At 43.9% G+C, this 17068-nt stretch carries 16 protein-coding genes; 13 read left to right on the top strand and 3 right to left on the bottom strand.

Translation table 11 applies throughout. The features are described from left to right. The first annotated feature begins 348 nt into the window (after positions 1-348). The 3 genes from ACQKC9_RS04165 (at position 349) to pncB (ending at position 4802) form a co-directional block, all read left to right on the top strand. A complete protein-coding gene (locus tag ACQKC9_RS04165) occupies positions 349-2277 on the top strand; it encodes a glycine betaine ABC transporter substrate-binding protein (RefSeq protein WP_427620610.1) in 1929 nt (642 codons plus the stop codon). 85 nt (positions 2278-2362) lie between these two features. Then, complete coding sequence (locus ACQKC9_RS04160) at positions 2363-3274, top strand: ATP-binding cassette domain-containing protein (protein WP_427620609.1); 912 nt, start codon at positions 2363-2365, stop codon at positions 3272-3274. A gap of 301 nt (positions 3275-3575) precedes the next feature. Continuing rightward, positions 3576-4802: a nicotinate phosphoribosyltransferase gene (gene pncB / locus ACQKC9_RS04155; RefSeq protein ID WP_427620608.1), complete on the top strand. Its 1227-nt coding sequence runs from the start codon at positions 3576-3578 to the stop codon at positions 4800-4802. Positions 4803-4896: 94 nt separating this feature from the next. On the opposite strand, the gene xseB is transcribed toward pncB, so the two are convergent. The 3 genes from xseB to ACQKC9_RS04140 form a co-directional block, all read right to left on the bottom strand. Continuing rightward, entirely contained in the window at positions 4897-5142 is a 246-nt protein-coding gene (gene xseB / locus ACQKC9_RS04150; protein ID WP_427620607.1) for an exodeoxyribonuclease VII small subunit, read from the bottom strand. A 58-nt stretch (positions 5143-5200) separates the two neighbouring features. Continuing rightward, positions 5201-6733, bottom strand: coding sequence for an exodeoxyribonuclease VII large subunit (gene xseA, locus ACQKC9_RS04145; protein ID WP_427620606.1), 1533 nt, complete (start codon positions 6731-6733; stop codon positions 5201-5203). 369 nt (positions 6734-7102) lie between these two features. Further along, complete coding sequence (locus ACQKC9_RS04140; protein ID WP_427620605.1) at positions 7103-7471, bottom strand: hypothetical protein; 369 nt, start codon at positions 7469-7471, stop codon at positions 7103-7105. Between the two features lie 302 nt (positions 7472-7773). On the opposite strand from ACQKC9_RS04140, the gene ACQKC9_RS04135 reads away from it, so the two are divergent. The 10 genes from ACQKC9_RS04135 (at position 7774) to ACQKC9_RS04090 (ending at position 16839) form a co-directional block, all read left to right on the top strand. Further along, positions 7774-8433 (top strand): alpha/beta hydrolase, encoded by a 660-nt coding sequence (locus ACQKC9_RS04135; RefSeq protein WP_427620604.1) that lies wholly within the window; start codon positions 7774-7776, stop codon positions 8431-8433. A gap of 134 nt (positions 8434-8567) precedes the next feature. After that, positions 8568-9668, top strand: coding sequence for a cell division protein ZapE (gene zapE, locus ACQKC9_RS04130; RefSeq protein ID WP_102094775.1), 1101 nt, complete (start codon positions 8568-8570; stop codon positions 9666-9668). A 121-nt stretch (positions 9669-9789) separates the two neighbouring features. Further along, positions 9790-10458, top strand: coding sequence for a nitroreductase family protein (locus tag ACQKC9_RS04125; protein ID WP_427620603.1), 669 nt, complete (start codon positions 9790-9792; stop codon positions 10456-10458). Positions 10459-10584: 126 nt separating this feature from the next. Next, complete coding sequence (locus ACQKC9_RS04120) at positions 10585-11877, top strand: NAD(P)H-dependent glycerol-3-phosphate dehydrogenase (protein WP_427620602.1); 1293 nt, start codon at positions 10585-10587, stop codon at positions 11875-11877. A gap of 57 nt (positions 11878-11934) precedes the next feature. Beyond that, on the top strand, positions 11935-12393 hold the full coding sequence (gene sixA / locus ACQKC9_RS04115) for a phosphohistidine phosphatase SixA (RefSeq protein WP_427620601.1): 459 nt from the start codon (positions 11935-11937) through the stop codon (positions 12391-12393). Positions 12394-12584: 191 nt separating this feature from the next. Then, positions 12585-13856 (top strand): type II secretion system protein GspL, encoded by a 1272-nt coding sequence (gene gspL, locus ACQKC9_RS04110; protein WP_427620600.1) that lies wholly within the window; start codon positions 12585-12587, stop codon positions 13854-13856. A gap of 32 nt (positions 13857-13888) precedes the next feature. Continuing rightward, positions 13889-14458, top strand: a complete 570-nt coding sequence (gspM, locus tag ACQKC9_RS04105; protein ID WP_427620599.1) for a type II secretion system protein GspM — start codon at positions 13889-13891, stop codon at positions 14456-14458. A 202-nt stretch (positions 14459-14660) separates the two neighbouring features. Next, positions 14661-15062 (top strand): DUF4870 family protein, encoded by a 402-nt coding sequence (locus ACQKC9_RS04100; protein WP_427620598.1) that lies wholly within the window; start codon positions 14661-14663, stop codon positions 15060-15062. 214 nt (positions 15063-15276) lie between these two features. After that, on the top strand, positions 15277-16311 hold the full coding sequence (locus tag ACQKC9_RS04095) for a quinone-dependent dihydroorotate dehydrogenase (RefSeq protein ID WP_114700991.1): 1035 nt from the start codon (positions 15277-15279) through the stop codon (positions 16309-16311). A 30-nt stretch (positions 16312-16341) separates the two neighbouring features. Next, a complete protein-coding gene (locus tag ACQKC9_RS04090; protein WP_057759516.1) occupies positions 16342-16839 on the top strand; it encodes a CvpA family protein in 498 nt (165 codons plus the stop codon). The last annotated feature ends 229 nt before the right edge of the window (positions 16840-17068 follow it).

Raw genomic sequence — 17068 nt, 5'->3', positions numbered from 1 at the left:
GACCTTTTTTAATCGATACCATAACCAATAGCACCTACCCAGATAGGTGCTATTTTTTTGTCTAAAATATAACTTCTCAAATATAGATTTCTAAAATTAAGAGCGACTTATCTTAAGAGCTTTATCAAGATTATCGTAAATTTATATACTGCGTTAATCGACAAATAAGCGTTTGTCATCACTTCTATAAATCGCTACACTTTGTAGTAAGTCTAAACAACAGTAGATAGTAGCTGAATGGTCTATGGCTAGCATTGGTAAACTTGATATAGCGACGTTCGGCTATTTTTTAGTTCTATTGTTTTTATAGTGATTTCATGCCGATACAACATAATAATAGGAAAGAGTATGCGCCAATGGATTGCATTAAGCTTACTGTGTATGAGCGCGTTACTACTGCCAGTATCGGCATCTGCAGCATGTGAGTCACCGATCAAGTTTGGGGCGCTAACTTGGGAGAGTGGGCAGTTCACCTCCGGCATACTCAGACATATCGTAGAAGATGGGTACGGCTGCACAGTAGAAGAAGTACCAGGAGCAGGGCCTGCCCTTGATACGGCGCTCTCACAGAATGACATTCAGGTCATCGGGGAGCAGTGGGTTGGTCGCTCGCCAATCATGGAAAAAGCCATTGAGCAAAATAAAGTGGCCATCATCGGCGATACGCTGAAAGGTGGTGCAACTCAAGGCTGGTATGTCCCGCGATACGTCTTGGAAGAAAATCCAGGACTACGCAGCTATCAAGATTTGCCTAAATATACTGAGCTATTTAAAGACCCTGAAGACCCTGGTAAATCTCGCTTTATGAACTGCCCCTCTGGTTGGACATGTGAGATTTTTAACACACGTTTGCTAAAAACCACTGGTCTAGACAGTCTTTTTAACAACGCACATCCTGGTACGGGTGCTGCTCTCGATGCCGAAATTGCCTCCGCTTTCGAGCAGCATAAGCCACTGTTGTTTTACTACTGGCAACCCACTGGGCTAATGGCAAAATATGACCTTGCGCCATTAGAGTTCCCAGCTTATGAAGATGCTTGTTGGCAAAATCTGCTGCTCGCTGATGGTAAGATGGATTGCGTCTCAGGATTCCCAGTATCACCGTTAGGTATTGCTGTTTCTACCCCGTTTGTCGAATCCAATCCTGCACTAGCGAATGTCTTTGAAAAGGTGCAATTTACCTCTGATGAGCTAAACGGTGCTATCTTGGAGATGAGCGAAAGTAAACGTACTGGCGATGAGCAAGCCATGGTGTTTTTGCGTGACAACCCAGAGGTTTGGCAAGCATGGTTATCCGATGAAGCCGCTACCAATCTCGCTACCAAGTTAGGTCTTAACTCAACGGGTGCTACCTCTACCGGTACAACTACATCTAGTATCAATGCGTCAGCGCTCGCATCAAGCTTTCCTTCATGGTCGCTTGAGACCCCACTCAATAACGCTTTAGCAAATGTTGTCCAAAACTATGGTGACGTATTTCGTACTATTAGCACGATGGCGCTTACTTATCTGCTATTACCTATTGAACGATTATTAACGGTTATTCCACCTTGGCTGATTATTGCATTTGTGACTGTGCTTGGCTGGCTTGGTGTCCGCAAGATTTGGTTCGCGCTGGCATGCGGTGCAGGGCTATTTTTGATAGGTGCTTTTGGTTTATGGGGCGCACTGATCGATACTTTAGCGCTGCTTATCGTATCGGTACTGGTCACGGTGGTGATTGGTATTCCTATTGGTATCGCTATGTCAGGTAGCAAACTGCTACGCAAGATTGTGACGCCAGTGCTAGATATCATGCAGACCATGCCGAGTTTTGTATATCTCATACCAGTGCTGATGTTGTTTGGTATTGGTAAAGTGCCTGCGTTATTCGCGACCGTGATTTATGCGCTGCCACCCTTGATTCGTCTGACGACATTAGGGATTACACAAGTCAATCATGAAATGGTCGAAGCAGGACGCTCCTTTGGTAGTACGCATTTACAGCTACTTCTCTGGATTAAATTGCCACAAGCGTTGCCAAGTATTATGGCAGGTATCAATCAGGCTGTGATGATGTCGCTTGCCATGGTGGTATTGGCCTCAATGATTGGTGCTCCTGGGCTTGGTGAAGATGTATTGCAGTCTATCCAAACGCTCAATATCGGTCAGGGTCTACAAGCAGGTACGGCCATCGTTATCGTTGCTATTATCATTGACCGTATTACGCAAGCATTTGGTCAAGGTAAGCGTACCCGTCAAAAAACCATCGAAGCAGGCAGACGTCCGATTGGATAGAAAATTATCTAGTGGTATACGACTGAACCCATGGTAATCGACCGAAGCCATAATGATAAAAACCACGTGAATAGTGAGAGCACCGATGAATCATATCCAATTGAAAAATATCAGTAAGATTTATAATGCCAGTAGCACGCAAGCACAGTCTGCATTGGCATTGCTGGCTGAGGGTATGGATAGTATCAAGGTAAAAGAGCAAACGGGCTATTCAGTGGGTCTTTATGATATAAATCTAGATATCAAGGCAGGCGAGTTGCATTGCATCATGGGTCTGTCAGGCTCAGGAAAATCAACGCTGATACGCCATATTAACCGCTTAATCGATCCGACCAGTGGCGAGATATGGGTAGATACTGCTTTGAATAGAGATCATACAATTCACACAACAGCTGATAGGCAATCAGCGACAGATAATACAAGTACGGCAGTAAAAGAAAGTTCTGCTACCGCTATTAATATTTTAGCGCTCAACGATAAGCAGTTGCAGCATTATCGTCAGCAGACAGTCAGTATGGTTTTTCAGCATTTCGGCTTAGTGCCGCACATGACGGTCATACAAAACGTCGCTTATGGGCTGCGTGTCCGAAAGATGAGCGCAAACGAGCGACATGAAACGGCTCAACATTGGCTCAATGAAGTAGGGCTATCCAATCTGGAAAACAGTTACCCTGATGAGCTCTCAGGCGGTATGCAGCAGCGTGTTGGTCTGGCTCGTGCTTTAGCAACGGACAATCCAATTTTGCTAATGGATGAAGCGTTCTCTGCACTTGATCCGCTCATTCGCGCTCAGCTGCAAGACCAACTACTTGAATTGCAAGAACGATTGAGCAAAACCATTGTATTTATTACCCATGATATTGATGAAGCTGTCAAAGTAGGTCAGCGTATCAGTATGCTAAATGGCGGTCGACTTATACAAACGGGGACGCCAAGCGAGTTGCGGCACAATCCTGCTGATGACTATGTGGAGCAGTTTATGAGTGCAAAAGCGTAAGCTGTAATAACCACCTATGAATGGATTGTCTGGATAGACTTATACGATATTTTTATGAATGGTTTTAGGATCTGTTGAACATACAAATGTGGTGCTGGCAGTCACTATTAATCGCAATCATTTCACTATCATTTTACGGTAATCAAAAGTGAACTCTGAAATAAATACCAAACTTCGTTATACTGAACGGTTTATCGATGGCTCATAATGAATGAGCGTGTATTGTTTATCGTCCACATATGATGTCGCTTTGTCTATCAAATGACGTTTGTTTCTTATTTTGCACTTTTAAGGCCATAGCATGACCGTTTCTTATGCACCTATTATTACTTCATTGCTTGATAATGATTTGTACAAATTTACGATGTTACAAGCCATGCTGCATCAGTTCCCGCAAACCCATGGTGTTTATCGCTTTCGCTGCCGTAATAACAAAGATACAGCCTATCCATTGGCTGATATCCAAAAAGATCTAGAGCAGCAGTTAGACAGTTTATGCGAATTGCGCTTTTTGCCAGATGAGCTCGAGTACTTACGTAGCTTACGCTTTATTCGCTCAGATTTCGTTGATTATCTAGAATTGTTTAAGCTAAAACGTCGTTTTATTACGGTAAATACAGACGATAAAGGTCGCCTGTTTATCGACATCGAAGGGCCAATGATTCAAGCGATGTTTTTTGAAGTATTTGTACTGGCTATTGTCAATGAGCTGTATTTTAATGCGCTATCTAATGACAGCGTGATAGAAGAAGGGCAACGTCGCCTCGATGCAAAAGTAGCGCTATTACATCAGTATGCCGATGCGCAAACTCAGTACGGTCAGGATACGCCGCCATTTATCGTTGCTGACTTTGGCACACGTAGACGCTTTAGTCGACGCTGGCAAGCACATGTAGTGGAAACACTACATAAAGCCGAGCCAAAAATAGTCGGTGGTACATCTAACGTGTATTTGGCCAAGCAACTAGGAATGACGCCGATAGGCACGATGGCGCACGAGTTTATGCAGGCGTTTCAGGCATTAGATGTGCGTCTGCGTGACTCACAAAAGGCTGCACTTGAAGCGTGGGTGCATGAGTATCGTGGCGACTTAGGTATTGCATTAACAGACGTAGTCGGCATGGATGCGTTCTTACGTGATTTTGATTTGTATTTTGCTAAGCTATTCGACGGTCTGCGTCATGATAGCGGTGACCCTTACATCTGGGGCGATAAGGCGATTGCCCATTATGAAAAGTTAAAAATAGATCCAAAAACAAAGATTCTAACTTTTAGCGATGGGTTGGATTTAGAGAAGGCGTGGGAGCTGCATCAATACTTTAAAGGTCGCATTAGAACTAGCTTTGGTATTGGCACCAATCTGACCAATGACATGGGCATTACGCCGATTAATATCGTGCTCAAGTTGGTAGAGTGTAATGGTCAGCCAGTCGCCAAGCTGTCTGATAGCCCAGGCAAGACCATGATCAATAACGACACGTATCTTGCCTATCTGCGCCAAGTTTTTGAAGTTGATGAACCAGAGTAAACAGAATATCAAACTGTTGCGTTGCCAAATGTGCCAAATGAGATTGATGCGCTTGGCTTGGCCAAACAGCTGCTATCTAGTGGCTGTTTTTCGTTTAACTATCAACACTGCTGGTAGATTTTTCTTCGGCAAAGGCCGCATCCAGTGCTTGCTGTACAGCATTGATACGAGTCTCGCAAACGCGATAAGCGGCAATAGATTCTTCGACCGTTGTCATCAGATTATCAATATCAGGCTCGTCTTGTTGTTGCAGTTCCGCCGCATTGGTTTTTAAGATATCGTAAGCCGCCTTAAAGGTTTTTGGGGCGGATTTTTTGCGTCGGCGAGTAGGGGTAGTCATAAAATTTCCTAATTTTTAAAGGTAAGTAGATGAGTAATCGTTAGATATTATTACGTGGTCAAGTTGGAGTACCTGAGGTTTCTATCGCTTCTTTATCCATATTGACATCGATAATCTGCGCTTTTGCGTTGCCATCTTTTAAAATAATATTAACGGTTTGCTCAGGATACAGTTGGGTACTACTAGTGAGGGTTTGTTTGTTTTGAGCATCCGTGAGCATGGTGTAGCCTTGCTTGAGTACGCGAGAAGGTCGATGTAATAGCACGATGTCACGTAGATGTTCGCTATCGCGCTGTGCTTGCACAATTTGCTGTTGTGCGTTTTGCATTACTGTCTCTTGATGATTTCTGCTATTGGTAGCGGCTTTTGCGAGCTGTTGATGCGCTAAGGTTTGCGTTTGTGTGTATTGCTCAGCCGTCAGTCTGACTGCTTGCTTTACTTGGCGCTGGGCACTTTGTTGAATACTGCGCCATGCATAATCACTGTCTTTTCGTAGAGCGGTGAGCTGCCCAATCGTTTGTGACTGCATTTGGCTTAACTGGCGTGCGGTTTGTTGCTCAGCAGTATTCAATTGACGCTGAGCCGCTTGCTTAATTTGTGCTTGATATTGTAGCGTCTGAGTGATGAGCTGGGCCAAATGGCTATGGATAGCAGCAATCACCTTTGAAGGCGTATCAAAACTGGTATGCGCTACTTCATCTAAGATGACTTTATCACGTTCATGACCGATGCCCACCCAGACAGGGACGGGCTGCTCAGCAACCAGAGCGGCCAACTCATAATCATTGAGATAAGCCAAATCACCAACCGCACCGCCGCCGCGAATAATAACCAACAAGTCTGGTAGACGCTGATAAGTATCGTAAAACTGCTGCTGGGCGCTAACGATGGCTTGGCGGATTTCAGCGGGTGCATGATTGCCTTGAAAAGTCGCATTATGGTAGTGGAACTGACACGCACCTGTACTGGCTAAGCGATCAGCATCTGCTTGAAAATCACCCAGTCCGGCTGCCTTTTCAGGAGCGATGACCAGCACATGTTCGATATCAAAAGGAGCGGGTAGCTGCTGATTAAGGTGTAATAGCCCTTCGCCTGTTAAGCGATCGACCATTTCTGCATACTGCCGTGCCAAGTCGCCTAGCGTATAGCTGGGGTCGATATCTTCAATGGTGATTGAAAAACCGTACTGGGCATGGAATCCTGCCGATACTTTAAGAAGTACGGTCAAGTCACGCTCGAGCGGCATACCAGTCGCGCGCTCAAACTTGGCTAATACACGAGCCGCTTTAAAACGCCATAGATTGCCGCGGCAACTGGCGACTACTTTGCCATCATCGTCTTTTTCTGCCAATTCAAAATAATAGTGACCACCCTTACTCGACAGATTACGGATTTCAGCTTTTACCCAGACACGATGGTCAAAAGTTTGTTTAATGACCATCTCAACCGCTGACAAGTAATCACTTAGGCGTAGGACTGTATCCTCTAGATGGTCTTCCTGCTCAGCGAGTTCTGCCTCTAGAGTGGCCAAATCTTTGGCAGGTGCTAATACTTTGGCCTGTTTAATATTTGAAAGATTGGGTTTGCGCATAATATTAGACCAAAGATAATGAAAATATAAAGACTGATGAGGATGTGCTGAATACGATAGCGGATAGTTTAACTTAAAAAGGAGAGCACAAAAAGCGAAGCCAACAAGCTTTGATTGATATATTATCTATATCGTAGTTTGTTGGCTGTTTAATCAGAGAAGAATTGTATGTCACTTAATGTTAGCGGTTAGATCTAAACCTGTTTGCGTCTAAAAGAGATTGTCGTGCAGAGAAAAGTAGATAGATATTTTTAGCTAGATATAGTCGGTTTGAGATAATTCAGATACAAGGAAGGCAAGTGAAATTGCTACAAATAGTAGACTGAGTGAGCCTGACACTGTATCTGATTTATATGGTATTGACGATATTTATTGGCAACGGAAGTTAATGGTGTATTCGTAATCATCGTTACGTGACAAATCTGGTGTACCCGTGCCAAATATTGAGCCGACGACAGCACCTACTTGACCAACCATACGGCCAGTGCGTTCGTTTAAGATACCATTATACTTTACATTATCATCAACGATAATCACTTGCTTGCTTCGACAAGTTTTTTGAGCACTATCGATCGCATTTTGTTGTGCCTTAACTTTGGTATCAGCGATACCGGTTGTCTCATAGATAGAGTTGGCACGCTGGATCACTGGTGAAGAAGGCGTACTTTGACAAGCGCTCAACGCAAGTACAGCCGCTAACGTTGCCGTCAAACTGGCAGTTTTATTAAAAGTATTCATAAATAATTCCTGATTTATATAAGCAGAACGTCTTAGCTATAGGCAAAGCTTTATGAATGTAGCTTATCTAGATATTACCTGTCTAGACAGTTATTGTGTGCTGTATTACCAGTATATTGCCGATGAACCTTGCCCCAGATATAAACCAGTTTAATATCTTGAGAACAGCAATATTGCAAAACTGTAGACAACCGTTATTGACTAAAAATAAAACAAGTCGCATCCGTACACAGCAAATCACTTGAAATATAAATTGTATCTAGGATAATTGAGTCATTCATTTTTTATTAATAAGTAATACTATGCAATTAATTCCTGCTCCTGCTGGCGTGCTAGAGGTTGACGCACTGTGGCAAAATGACAATCCTAATGACCCAAATACAGACACGGTGGCGCTGCTGTGCCATCCCAATCCGTTGTTTGATGGTACGATGAATAACAAGGTGGTCACCACCATGTATCGCTTTGCCCGCGACAATGGTATGCATGTGGTACGCTTTAACTTTCGCGGCGTTGGTCAATCGACAGGCGAGCATGATTATGCGGAAGGTGAAGTGGTCGATGCAATGACCGTGCTACAATGGATTGCTGAACAAACCAATGCTCGAAAGCTATGGTTAGGTGGTTTTTCTTTTGGTGGCTATGTCACGGCACGCGTGGCTGAACAAGTGCTTGAGGCCGCACATATATGGGGGCTGGGTGACTTTGAAGTGACGAAAATCGCCCTTATCGCACCATCAGTCGAAAAAAACGACAGTACTGATATTAATTTGCCTGCGGATAGAACTTTTGAGATTTATGGTAATGCGGATGAAGTAATTGAACCTGATAATATGCAGGCATTTGCAGACCGATTAGGCATTGAAATCAGCGTGGTCGATGGCGCGGGTCATTTCTTCCATGGTCGCTTATCAGAGCTCAAGGGTTTATTAGACAAGCATAGCTTTGGGCAGGACAGCTAGATTTATTTGTTACCTAACTCAGCTTGATGGTTTCCGTTTTGATATGGTTTAGCATGGCTTGCTTTGCAGCACCAGCGTTATGCTAAATTACCCTACTATTTTGATATTTATTTAATCCAACGATGAGTCGTATTATGAGTTTATCTCCATTGCAACGTTACGAGAAAGCCGTCAGTACAGATGAGTTTACTCGGGATGAGCAGCAATTTCAGGCCATGAGCTATCTTGATGAGATATACCATCAGCTCATCAATAGTGCACCGCAAAAGAAAGGTTTTTTTGGCTTTTTGAAATCTAAGCCAGTCGCGCCAACAGGCCTTTATATGTGGGGCGGCGTGGGCCGCGGTAAAACGTGGATGATGGATATGTTTTATGACTCGTTGACCATCGAGCGCAAGATGCGTCTGCATTTTCATCATTTTATGCAGCGTGTTCATAGAGAGCTTAACAAACTGCAAGGTGAGAGCGATCCACTCGAAAAAGTCGCCGATATTATTTATAAAGAAGCGGTTATCATCTGTTTTGATGAGTTTTTTGTTTCTAATGTTTCTGATGCCATGATATTAGGTGATTTGTTCACTATGCTGTTCAATCGCGGTATTACTTTGGTTGCTACTTCAAACATTGAGCCAGCTGGACTGTATAAAGATGGCTTACATCGTGACCGTTTTATGCCTGCCATTGCGGAAGTTGAGAGTCATACCACGGTCATGAATATCGACTCTGGAATTGATTATCGTCTGCGCGTATTGCAACAAGCTGAGCTATACGAAGCGCCGCTTACTAAGGCGAACTACCATTGGTTAGCCAACCGTTTTGCGAGCTTGTCGAACAATCAGAAAATCAGTAAAGAGCCCATTACTATCAATGGACGGGAAGTAAAAATCAACGCTTGTACCGAAGATATTTTATTCTGTGACTTCCGTCATCTCTGTATGGCGCCGCGATCAGCCGCTGATTTCATTGAGCTTGCCAAACGATTTAGCACCGTTTTAGTTGACTCTGTACCAGCATTAGATGACGACTTGCGTGATCCAACGCGCCGTTTCATTTATCTCGTCGATGAGTTTTATGATCGCCGTGTAAAACTATTGGTACGGGCTGAGCAGCCGATTCTAGACTTGTATCAAGGAGAAAAATTGGCGTTTGAGATTGAACGTACTCGTTCACGCTTGCTTGAGATGCAGTCAGAGGACTACCTACGCATGGACCACCGAGTCGAAGATGTTGCGTAGTTTATCGCTGAGTTGAGACTGTTTATGTGTAGCTCTCAACTGCTCTATAACTGTTAAAAAATAAGAAAATGATATTATTAATAATAAGTAGTGACAGATAATAATAAATAAGGATAAAACAATGACTACAACTGACAATGCTGATAATGAAAGCCAAGAAGTAGAAGACAAAAAACTGTCTGTGAAGAACGTAGCGGCAAATGACATCTCCTCTACCAGTGATGAGCTGATAGGCTGGATAAATTCAAGACGCAGCATGGGCAATCTAGATGAGCCAGCCCCGACGCGTGCGCAGATTGAGTCTGCCATTGAATGTGCAGCAACTGCGCCAGATCATAAAAAATTGCGTCCGTGGCGGTTTATCGTGACGCAAGGTGAGGCGCGCCACGAGTTAGGCCGTGCCTTGCTCGAAGCTGCCCAAGCAAAAGCGCTAGAAGATGGCGAAGAGTTGTCTGAAAAAACCGTCACTAAAACTCAAAACATGCCGCTGCGAGCGCCGCTGATCATAACGGCTGTGACTCAAATGCAAGAACACAAAAAAGTGCCACCTTTTGAGCAAATGCTAAGTGCGGGTGCTGCTGTGCAAAATCTAATTTTGGCATTAAAAGCCCAAGGATTTAGTACGGTTTGGCGCACTGGGCTGCTGTGTAATGAGCCTGCAGTAAAAGCGTATTTCGGTGTAGGCGAAGATGATTATGTGACCGCTTTTGTTTATACTGGCACAAGTCCCAAGGATGAGTCCAAACGTAAACCTATCGATATCGAACCGTTAGTTCGCTTCGAGTCGTAATGTAGCTCAGTGCTGTCTATTAATAAGATTATAATTGCACAAAGTTGTAATTCAAAGATAATAAGGCCAGTAGCTGAGCCCGATAGATTCTATTGATAATACGTCAGTCAACACGGATAAAAGAACATGACAAGCCCTAACAATAGTAATAAAAACAACAGCAGTGCTAACAATGAGACGGACAAAGAGTCGTCTGAAAAGCAGAACGGTATGCTTGCAGGTATTCTTGAGCGAGCAACCAAGTCAGGTCTCGGCCGTAAAAAATCAAACCCTAGCCCTGTTGAATCAGCTGTGGCAAAGGATATGGCCGACATTCATAGCAATCCAACCAAGCTGCGTTTGGCGTTTTTAGGTGGTGGTAGCTTCGGTACGGCAATGGCAAATTTAGCCGCACGTAATGGCTGTGATACCACGCTGTGGGTACGTAATAAGCGTACCGTAAAAGCGATGGCCAAAACACAGACCAATAAAAAGTATCTACCGGGCTATAAGCTTGATGACCGACTGAAATACAGCCATGATTTAGCGGAAAGTGTCAAAGATAAAGACATTATTTTTATTGCTGTGCCAGGTTTAGCTTTTCGCGAGACGCTAAAAAACATCGCGCCTTTTATCAGTGGTCAGTCCATTGTGTCGTTGACTAAAGGTATGGAAAAAGATACCTTCGCCATGATGAGTGATATCATCAAAGAAGTGCTGCCAGAAGTGAACTTTGGCGTCATGTCAGGGCCGAACCTCGCTATAGAAATCATGAAAAATATGCCGTCTGCTACGGTTATCGCAAGTGAGTCGGAACCATTGCGTCATGCTGTACAAGCAGCATTACATAGTGCCTTCTTTAGAGTATTTGCTAGTGATGATATACGCGGCGTCGAGCTTGGCGGCGCGCTCAAAAATATCTACGCAATTGCCATGGGTATGGCGGCAGCTTATGAAGTAGGTGAGAACACTAAAGCGATGATTCTTACTCGTGCTTTGGCAGAGATGAGCCGCTTTGGCGTTGAAGAAGGTGCCAATCCACTGACTTTCTTAGGTCTGTCAGGGGTGGGCGATTTGTACGCCACCTGTAGCTCAGAGCTAAGTCGTAACTATCGTATCGGTAATATGCTTGGACGCGGTATGAGTATTGATGCCGCGGTCAAAAAGCTTGGACAGACCGCTGAAGGGGTGAACACCATTCAGCAAGTACATGAAAAGGCGACCAAAGCGGGTATCTATATGCCAATTACTCATGCGCTCTATGCAGTCATTTATGAAGACAAAGCGGCTCTAGGCGTTGCGCTACATTTAATGGAAGCAGGATTCCGTAGCGATGTTGAGTTTGTCATGGCGCATGATCATAGCAATGCAGCACTTACGGCTCATATGAAAACCTCTGGCAGTAATACCAAAAGCAAAGACAGCGATGCTGATAAGTAAGACACACCGTTAAAAATAAGTATTAAGAGAGTCGAACTTAGCGCTCCAAGGAAGGTTATGAAAATTATATTAGTACGTCATGGTCAAGCAGAAGACGAGACATGCCCAGATAGCGCGCGTCAGCTGACGGACTTTGGTCGGCAGCAAGCAGCACAAACGGCAGAGTATGTGACCACTCACTATAGCCCAGATCGTTTTGTGGTTAGCCCTTATATTAGAGCGCAGCAGACTTTATCTGCGTTCCAGTCGTGCGCGCCGCAAGTAGCCTCATCTGTGCAGGAAAATATCACGCCATCGGACGATGCTCGCCAAGCTCTGATAGATATTGCCAATATTGAAGCTGAGTGTTTGGTTGTTGTTTGTCATATGTCTATCGTCGCCTATATCGCGGGATTGCTGACAGGTGATTATCCAGAATCGTTCTCTTTAGCAGAAGCCAGAGTGTTTGACATGGAGTTTGTGATGACTGGCATGGCAACGGAAGTTGATCGTTTTGTTCCTGACCAGCCTTATTAGACTAGACATTCTAATATTTTGATTAGGAACGTTTTACTAGAGCATAATTGATTGAATATAACGGATTTAAAATGGTATTGATACAAAGTTCAGCCCTTTATCAATCATATAAAATCATCCAATGCTTTTAAAAACCGCATCAGTCATTAACAATATTTTGATAACCGCAGCAATAATTGAGGACACGTTTAGTGTTACATGTTTGGTTACGAGCGCAGCATAGCCCGCTAGCTGTCTGGCACGAAGATGTACAGCAATGGCAAATGGTTGACGGTTGGCAACAGCTGCAAACAATTTATGGTAACTATAAGTCCAGTAGCCAAAAGACGCTTTGTCTATATTTTCCCTCAAGTCATGCGTTGCAAGTGGAGACATCGCTCAATACTACTCAGCTTAAACAGCTTGGTAATAGCGGCAAGCAATACCTATTTGAAGAAACCTCACTAACGCCTATTGAGCAATTAAACATCCGCCAACTGAGCCATGCTGATACGACGCAACTGTACGCACTGGCACAAAGCGATATTGAGGCATGGCAACAAAGCGCGCAGCTAGCCGGTATGAATATAGTAGCGTTACTGCCAGACTTTTTATTGTTGCCACCGCCAGAAGAGGGCGCAGGTCAACAAGTGACCCTTTATCAAGATTCGCAGACTATGCTGCTGCGCCAATCATTGCGTCAGGGTATGGCTGTCAGCTATTTACCACTAATGTTTGAGCGTTTCCCGCATTTGAGTGAGGTAATGGTACTGCCGTCTATTGAGGCACCTGTTGACGCAGCGCTCGATTCACTAGATTCATCATCGTCCATGGATTTAGTAGCGCAAACTAAAGCGCTGATCGCTGATCATCAGCTATTGCTGACGACCCTGCCTACAGTACCTAAGCCAATTGACAGTCCCGAACGTCACACACTTAATTTCTTTATGAAATCTACTGACTCACAACTATCACCATATTTGCGAGTGGCGATGATGGTTGCGCTATCAGCGTTAGTGCTGCAAATGGCAACCGATGGTGTGCAGTGGTATAAGTATAATGAAGCGACCGCAGCAACCAAGACTGCAATTGCAGCACAGTATCAGTCTTGGTTCGCCGATGAGCCACTGAGTACGCGCACTAAACTGCAAGTACAGCTGCAACCAAAACTGCGTAGCGATAGCCAAGCGCCTGCATCGCATATGGCCACACTATCACGCATATCACCATTAATTAAACAGTCTTCATTGCATGCACAATCACTGATAATGCAACCATCAGCGCTCAGTTTTACCTTGATTGCCCCAGATCGTAGTAGTCTTGATAAATTTACGAGCACACTGGTAGCACAAGGCTTAAATGCCAAACTTGCGCAAGTGAATAGTAATGAGCAAGGTCGGTTTAGTGGTCAAGTCACTGTCAAGGTGATAGAAAATAATATTGTAGAAAGCAGCGACATGGCAAGCAATGCGGCAGCGTCGTAACTCATCAAGGTATTGGTAATAAAGGTCAAAACATGAAACGATTACAACGCCGTACCAAACGTAATGCAGCTGTCTCTGCAACCAGTACTAAGGCTCATGTATTGTCAGAGCGTATGAATAATTATCAAAATGTACTCACGACGCGCTGGCAAGCATTACCTCCCCGTGATCAACTAGCGCTAGCTATATTGTCTATATTTTTACTATTATTTATTGGCGGCTATGGTGGCTATAGCGTTCATCAAGCAGCAAGCGATAGTAAAGACGACTATCAGGAGCAAGTGGCGGATTATTTTTGGTTGCGTGCTCAAGCAGGTAATATTGATAGTAGTGCATTGAATACTGGGAATAACGCTACTGGAGAGGCTGATATGCCGCCTGCTAGTCGTATCAATGCGCTGCTCAATAACTCAGGTATAGCAGGTGCTCAGGTGGTTGCGACTGGCGATGCAGTGCAATTGAGCTTTACGCATCCTAGTCAAGCGGTCGTCAGCACTGCACTGGGTAAGCTTGAACAGCAAGGTTGGCAATTTACACAGCTATCTATGCAGCAAGATCTGACCAATAAATCTATTCAGGTACAAGCAACGGTTACTTCCTAAAACGCGTCAGACTGTGATAGAAATTTTAAGTACTTATATCACTGTGTGCTTAGTACTCGACACTCAATCCTCGACAGCAAAATACTGCTTTATCGTTGGTATCATTGAAAAGCCATTTATCCGGCTCCATTAAATAGTTAATCATATGACTATTGAATAAAAATATTACCAGTAAGGAAAACCTCACATAATGCGGGACAGTATGAGCAACAATAAGCGCCGTTCTTTGATTACTTATAACCACATCACTTATTTCTTATATGTGATCAGTTACTTTACTGCGGGTCTGTTGTGGATTGTGCCGATTGTAATGAATTATGCCAAGCGCCATGATGCTAATGGTTCATGGTTAGCCACGCATTTCGATTGGCAAATCAAGACCTTTTGGTACAGTATCGTTTGGTTCGTCATTGGCATTATTTTGATTACCTTTGCATTAGGCGGCTTTGGCGTTAGCGTGTTGGCGGATAGTGGCAATATCGCTATTGGTTCAATATTATTGGCCGGGCTTGGTTTACTGATTATGACCTTTACCTTTATCTGGCATTTATATCGCATTATACGTGGTTGGATTGCGTTGACTGATGGGCGTCCAGTACCGTAGACGTTTAAGAGTACCTTTGTGCTATGTCTTTAGCTTAGAAAGCTGCAGCTTATCGTTATTTAGTAGAGATTCATCAGTATTGGTTACCGCTTAAATGTAGAAATTTAGCGACTGAAACTTTGCTCTTATTTCTGTTAAGCTGATATAATCGCTGCGCCCGATTTCATTCGCATTTTTTATTCACTATTTCTTCCAAGCAGGGTCTGCCATCACTATGTCTTATGCCTTACTTCGTCCTTTTTTGTTTAATATGGATCCCGAACACGCCCATGAGATGACGCTATCTTTATTGGATAAGGCGCATAAAGCGCGTGTTTTAGGCTTGGCGTATGGTCAGTCAATGCAACCAACAGACTGTATGGGTTTGCAGTTTTCTAACCCAGTTGGTCTGGCAGCAGGCATGGACAAAAACGGCGATTATATTGATGCGCTGGCTGAGTTGGGATTTGGTTTTATAGAAGTAGGAACCGTCACGCCAAGACCGCAAGTAGGCAACGACAAGCCCAGACTGTTTAGAATCAAGCAAGCAGACGCGATTATCAATCGTATGGGCTTTAACAATGAAGGCGTTGATTATCTAATCGACAATGTCAAACGCTGCAAATATAAAGGCAATATCGGTATCAATATTGGTAAAAATGCCGATACGCCGGTAGAGCAAGCCGCTGATGATTATGTGTATTGCTTAGAGCGTGTGTATCCGCATGCCTCATACATCACGGTCAATATCTCATCGCCAAATACCAAAAACTTACGTGATTTGCAAAGTGGTGAAGCGCTGACTCAGCTGATGGATACGATCAAAAACCGTCACAGTCAGTTAGCTACTGAATATGGTTTTTATGTCCCATTAGTGCTTAAGGTTGCTCCAGATTTAGAGCCATTACAAGTTGATTATATCTCGCAGCAATTAATAGACTTTGAGATTGACGGTCTGATAGCGACTAATACAACACTAAGCCGCGTGGGTGTCGAAGACTTGCGTGATGGTGATCAAATGGGTGGTCTATCCGGTCGTCCTGTGAGTCATATTAGTACCCAGATTTTGCAACAATTCTCTGATCAGTTAGATGGTAAAGTCGCTTTGATAGGCGTAGGTGGTATTGATAGTGGTGCCAAAGCCGTCAAAAAAATCGAAGCAGGCGCAGACATGGTACAGCTCTATACAGGGCTTATCTATCGTGGTCCTGGGCTGGTGCAGTCTTGCATTCAGGCAATCGGTGGCTATTACGATGCCATGGAAAGCTAATCCAATAAATAAGGTAATAAGGCGTAAAGCATGAGTGGTTTAGATATTGTGATTGCTATCGTTGTCTTGATTGGCTTATGGCGCGGCTTTCAAGTAGGACTGATTAAAACAGCAATAGGCTTGGTAGGTTGGTTTATCGCCCTTATCGCTGCTACTAGACTGGCAGGAGTGGTGTCGCCCCAATTAACGGGTATCGTACAAAACCCTGTACTACAGATGGCCATGGCCTTTTTATTGGTAGTGATTGCCATATTGGCAATCATGCATCTGATGGCGTTTGTATTCTCAGGCGTGCTTAAAACCTTACGTTTGGGCGTCTTGGACAAAATGGCGGGAGGCGTATTAGGTGCGGCCAAAAACGTACTAATGGTCTTGGTTGTACTCAGCGTCAGTGCACCATTGCTAGTACAGATGCCGCAGTGGCAAACCTCAGTACTAGCGCCTGAGCTAATGCCATATGCACCGATGGGCAAGGCTCTAGTATCGGACGTATTAGGCATGGCTTGGGATCAGGTCAATCAGTCGTAATTGTTTAATTGCCTATTATTTTATCTAAATGCCTATTATTTTACTTCTTTTTATACTTCTAAATGTTTGCACGTGTCACTGATAATCAAAAACAGATTATCGAAAAATCTCGTTAAGTTTCTTACAATATCATCAGGTTAGCGGCGTGCGACAGTGAATGATTTTAGCAATATACTGTCGTTAAGTTTGCCGTTATTGTCGTACTAATGTATGAGTCAAAATAGGATAT

Origin of the sequence: Psychrobacter sp. NPDC078409, from assembly GCF_050268505.1 — a bacterium.
Classification (GTDB): domain Bacteria; phylum Pseudomonadota; class Gammaproteobacteria; order Pseudomonadales; family Moraxellaceae; genus Psychrobacter.
The sequence above is the reverse complement of the archived record's forward strand: the minus strand, read 5'-3'. Positions and strand labels throughout refer to the sequence as shown.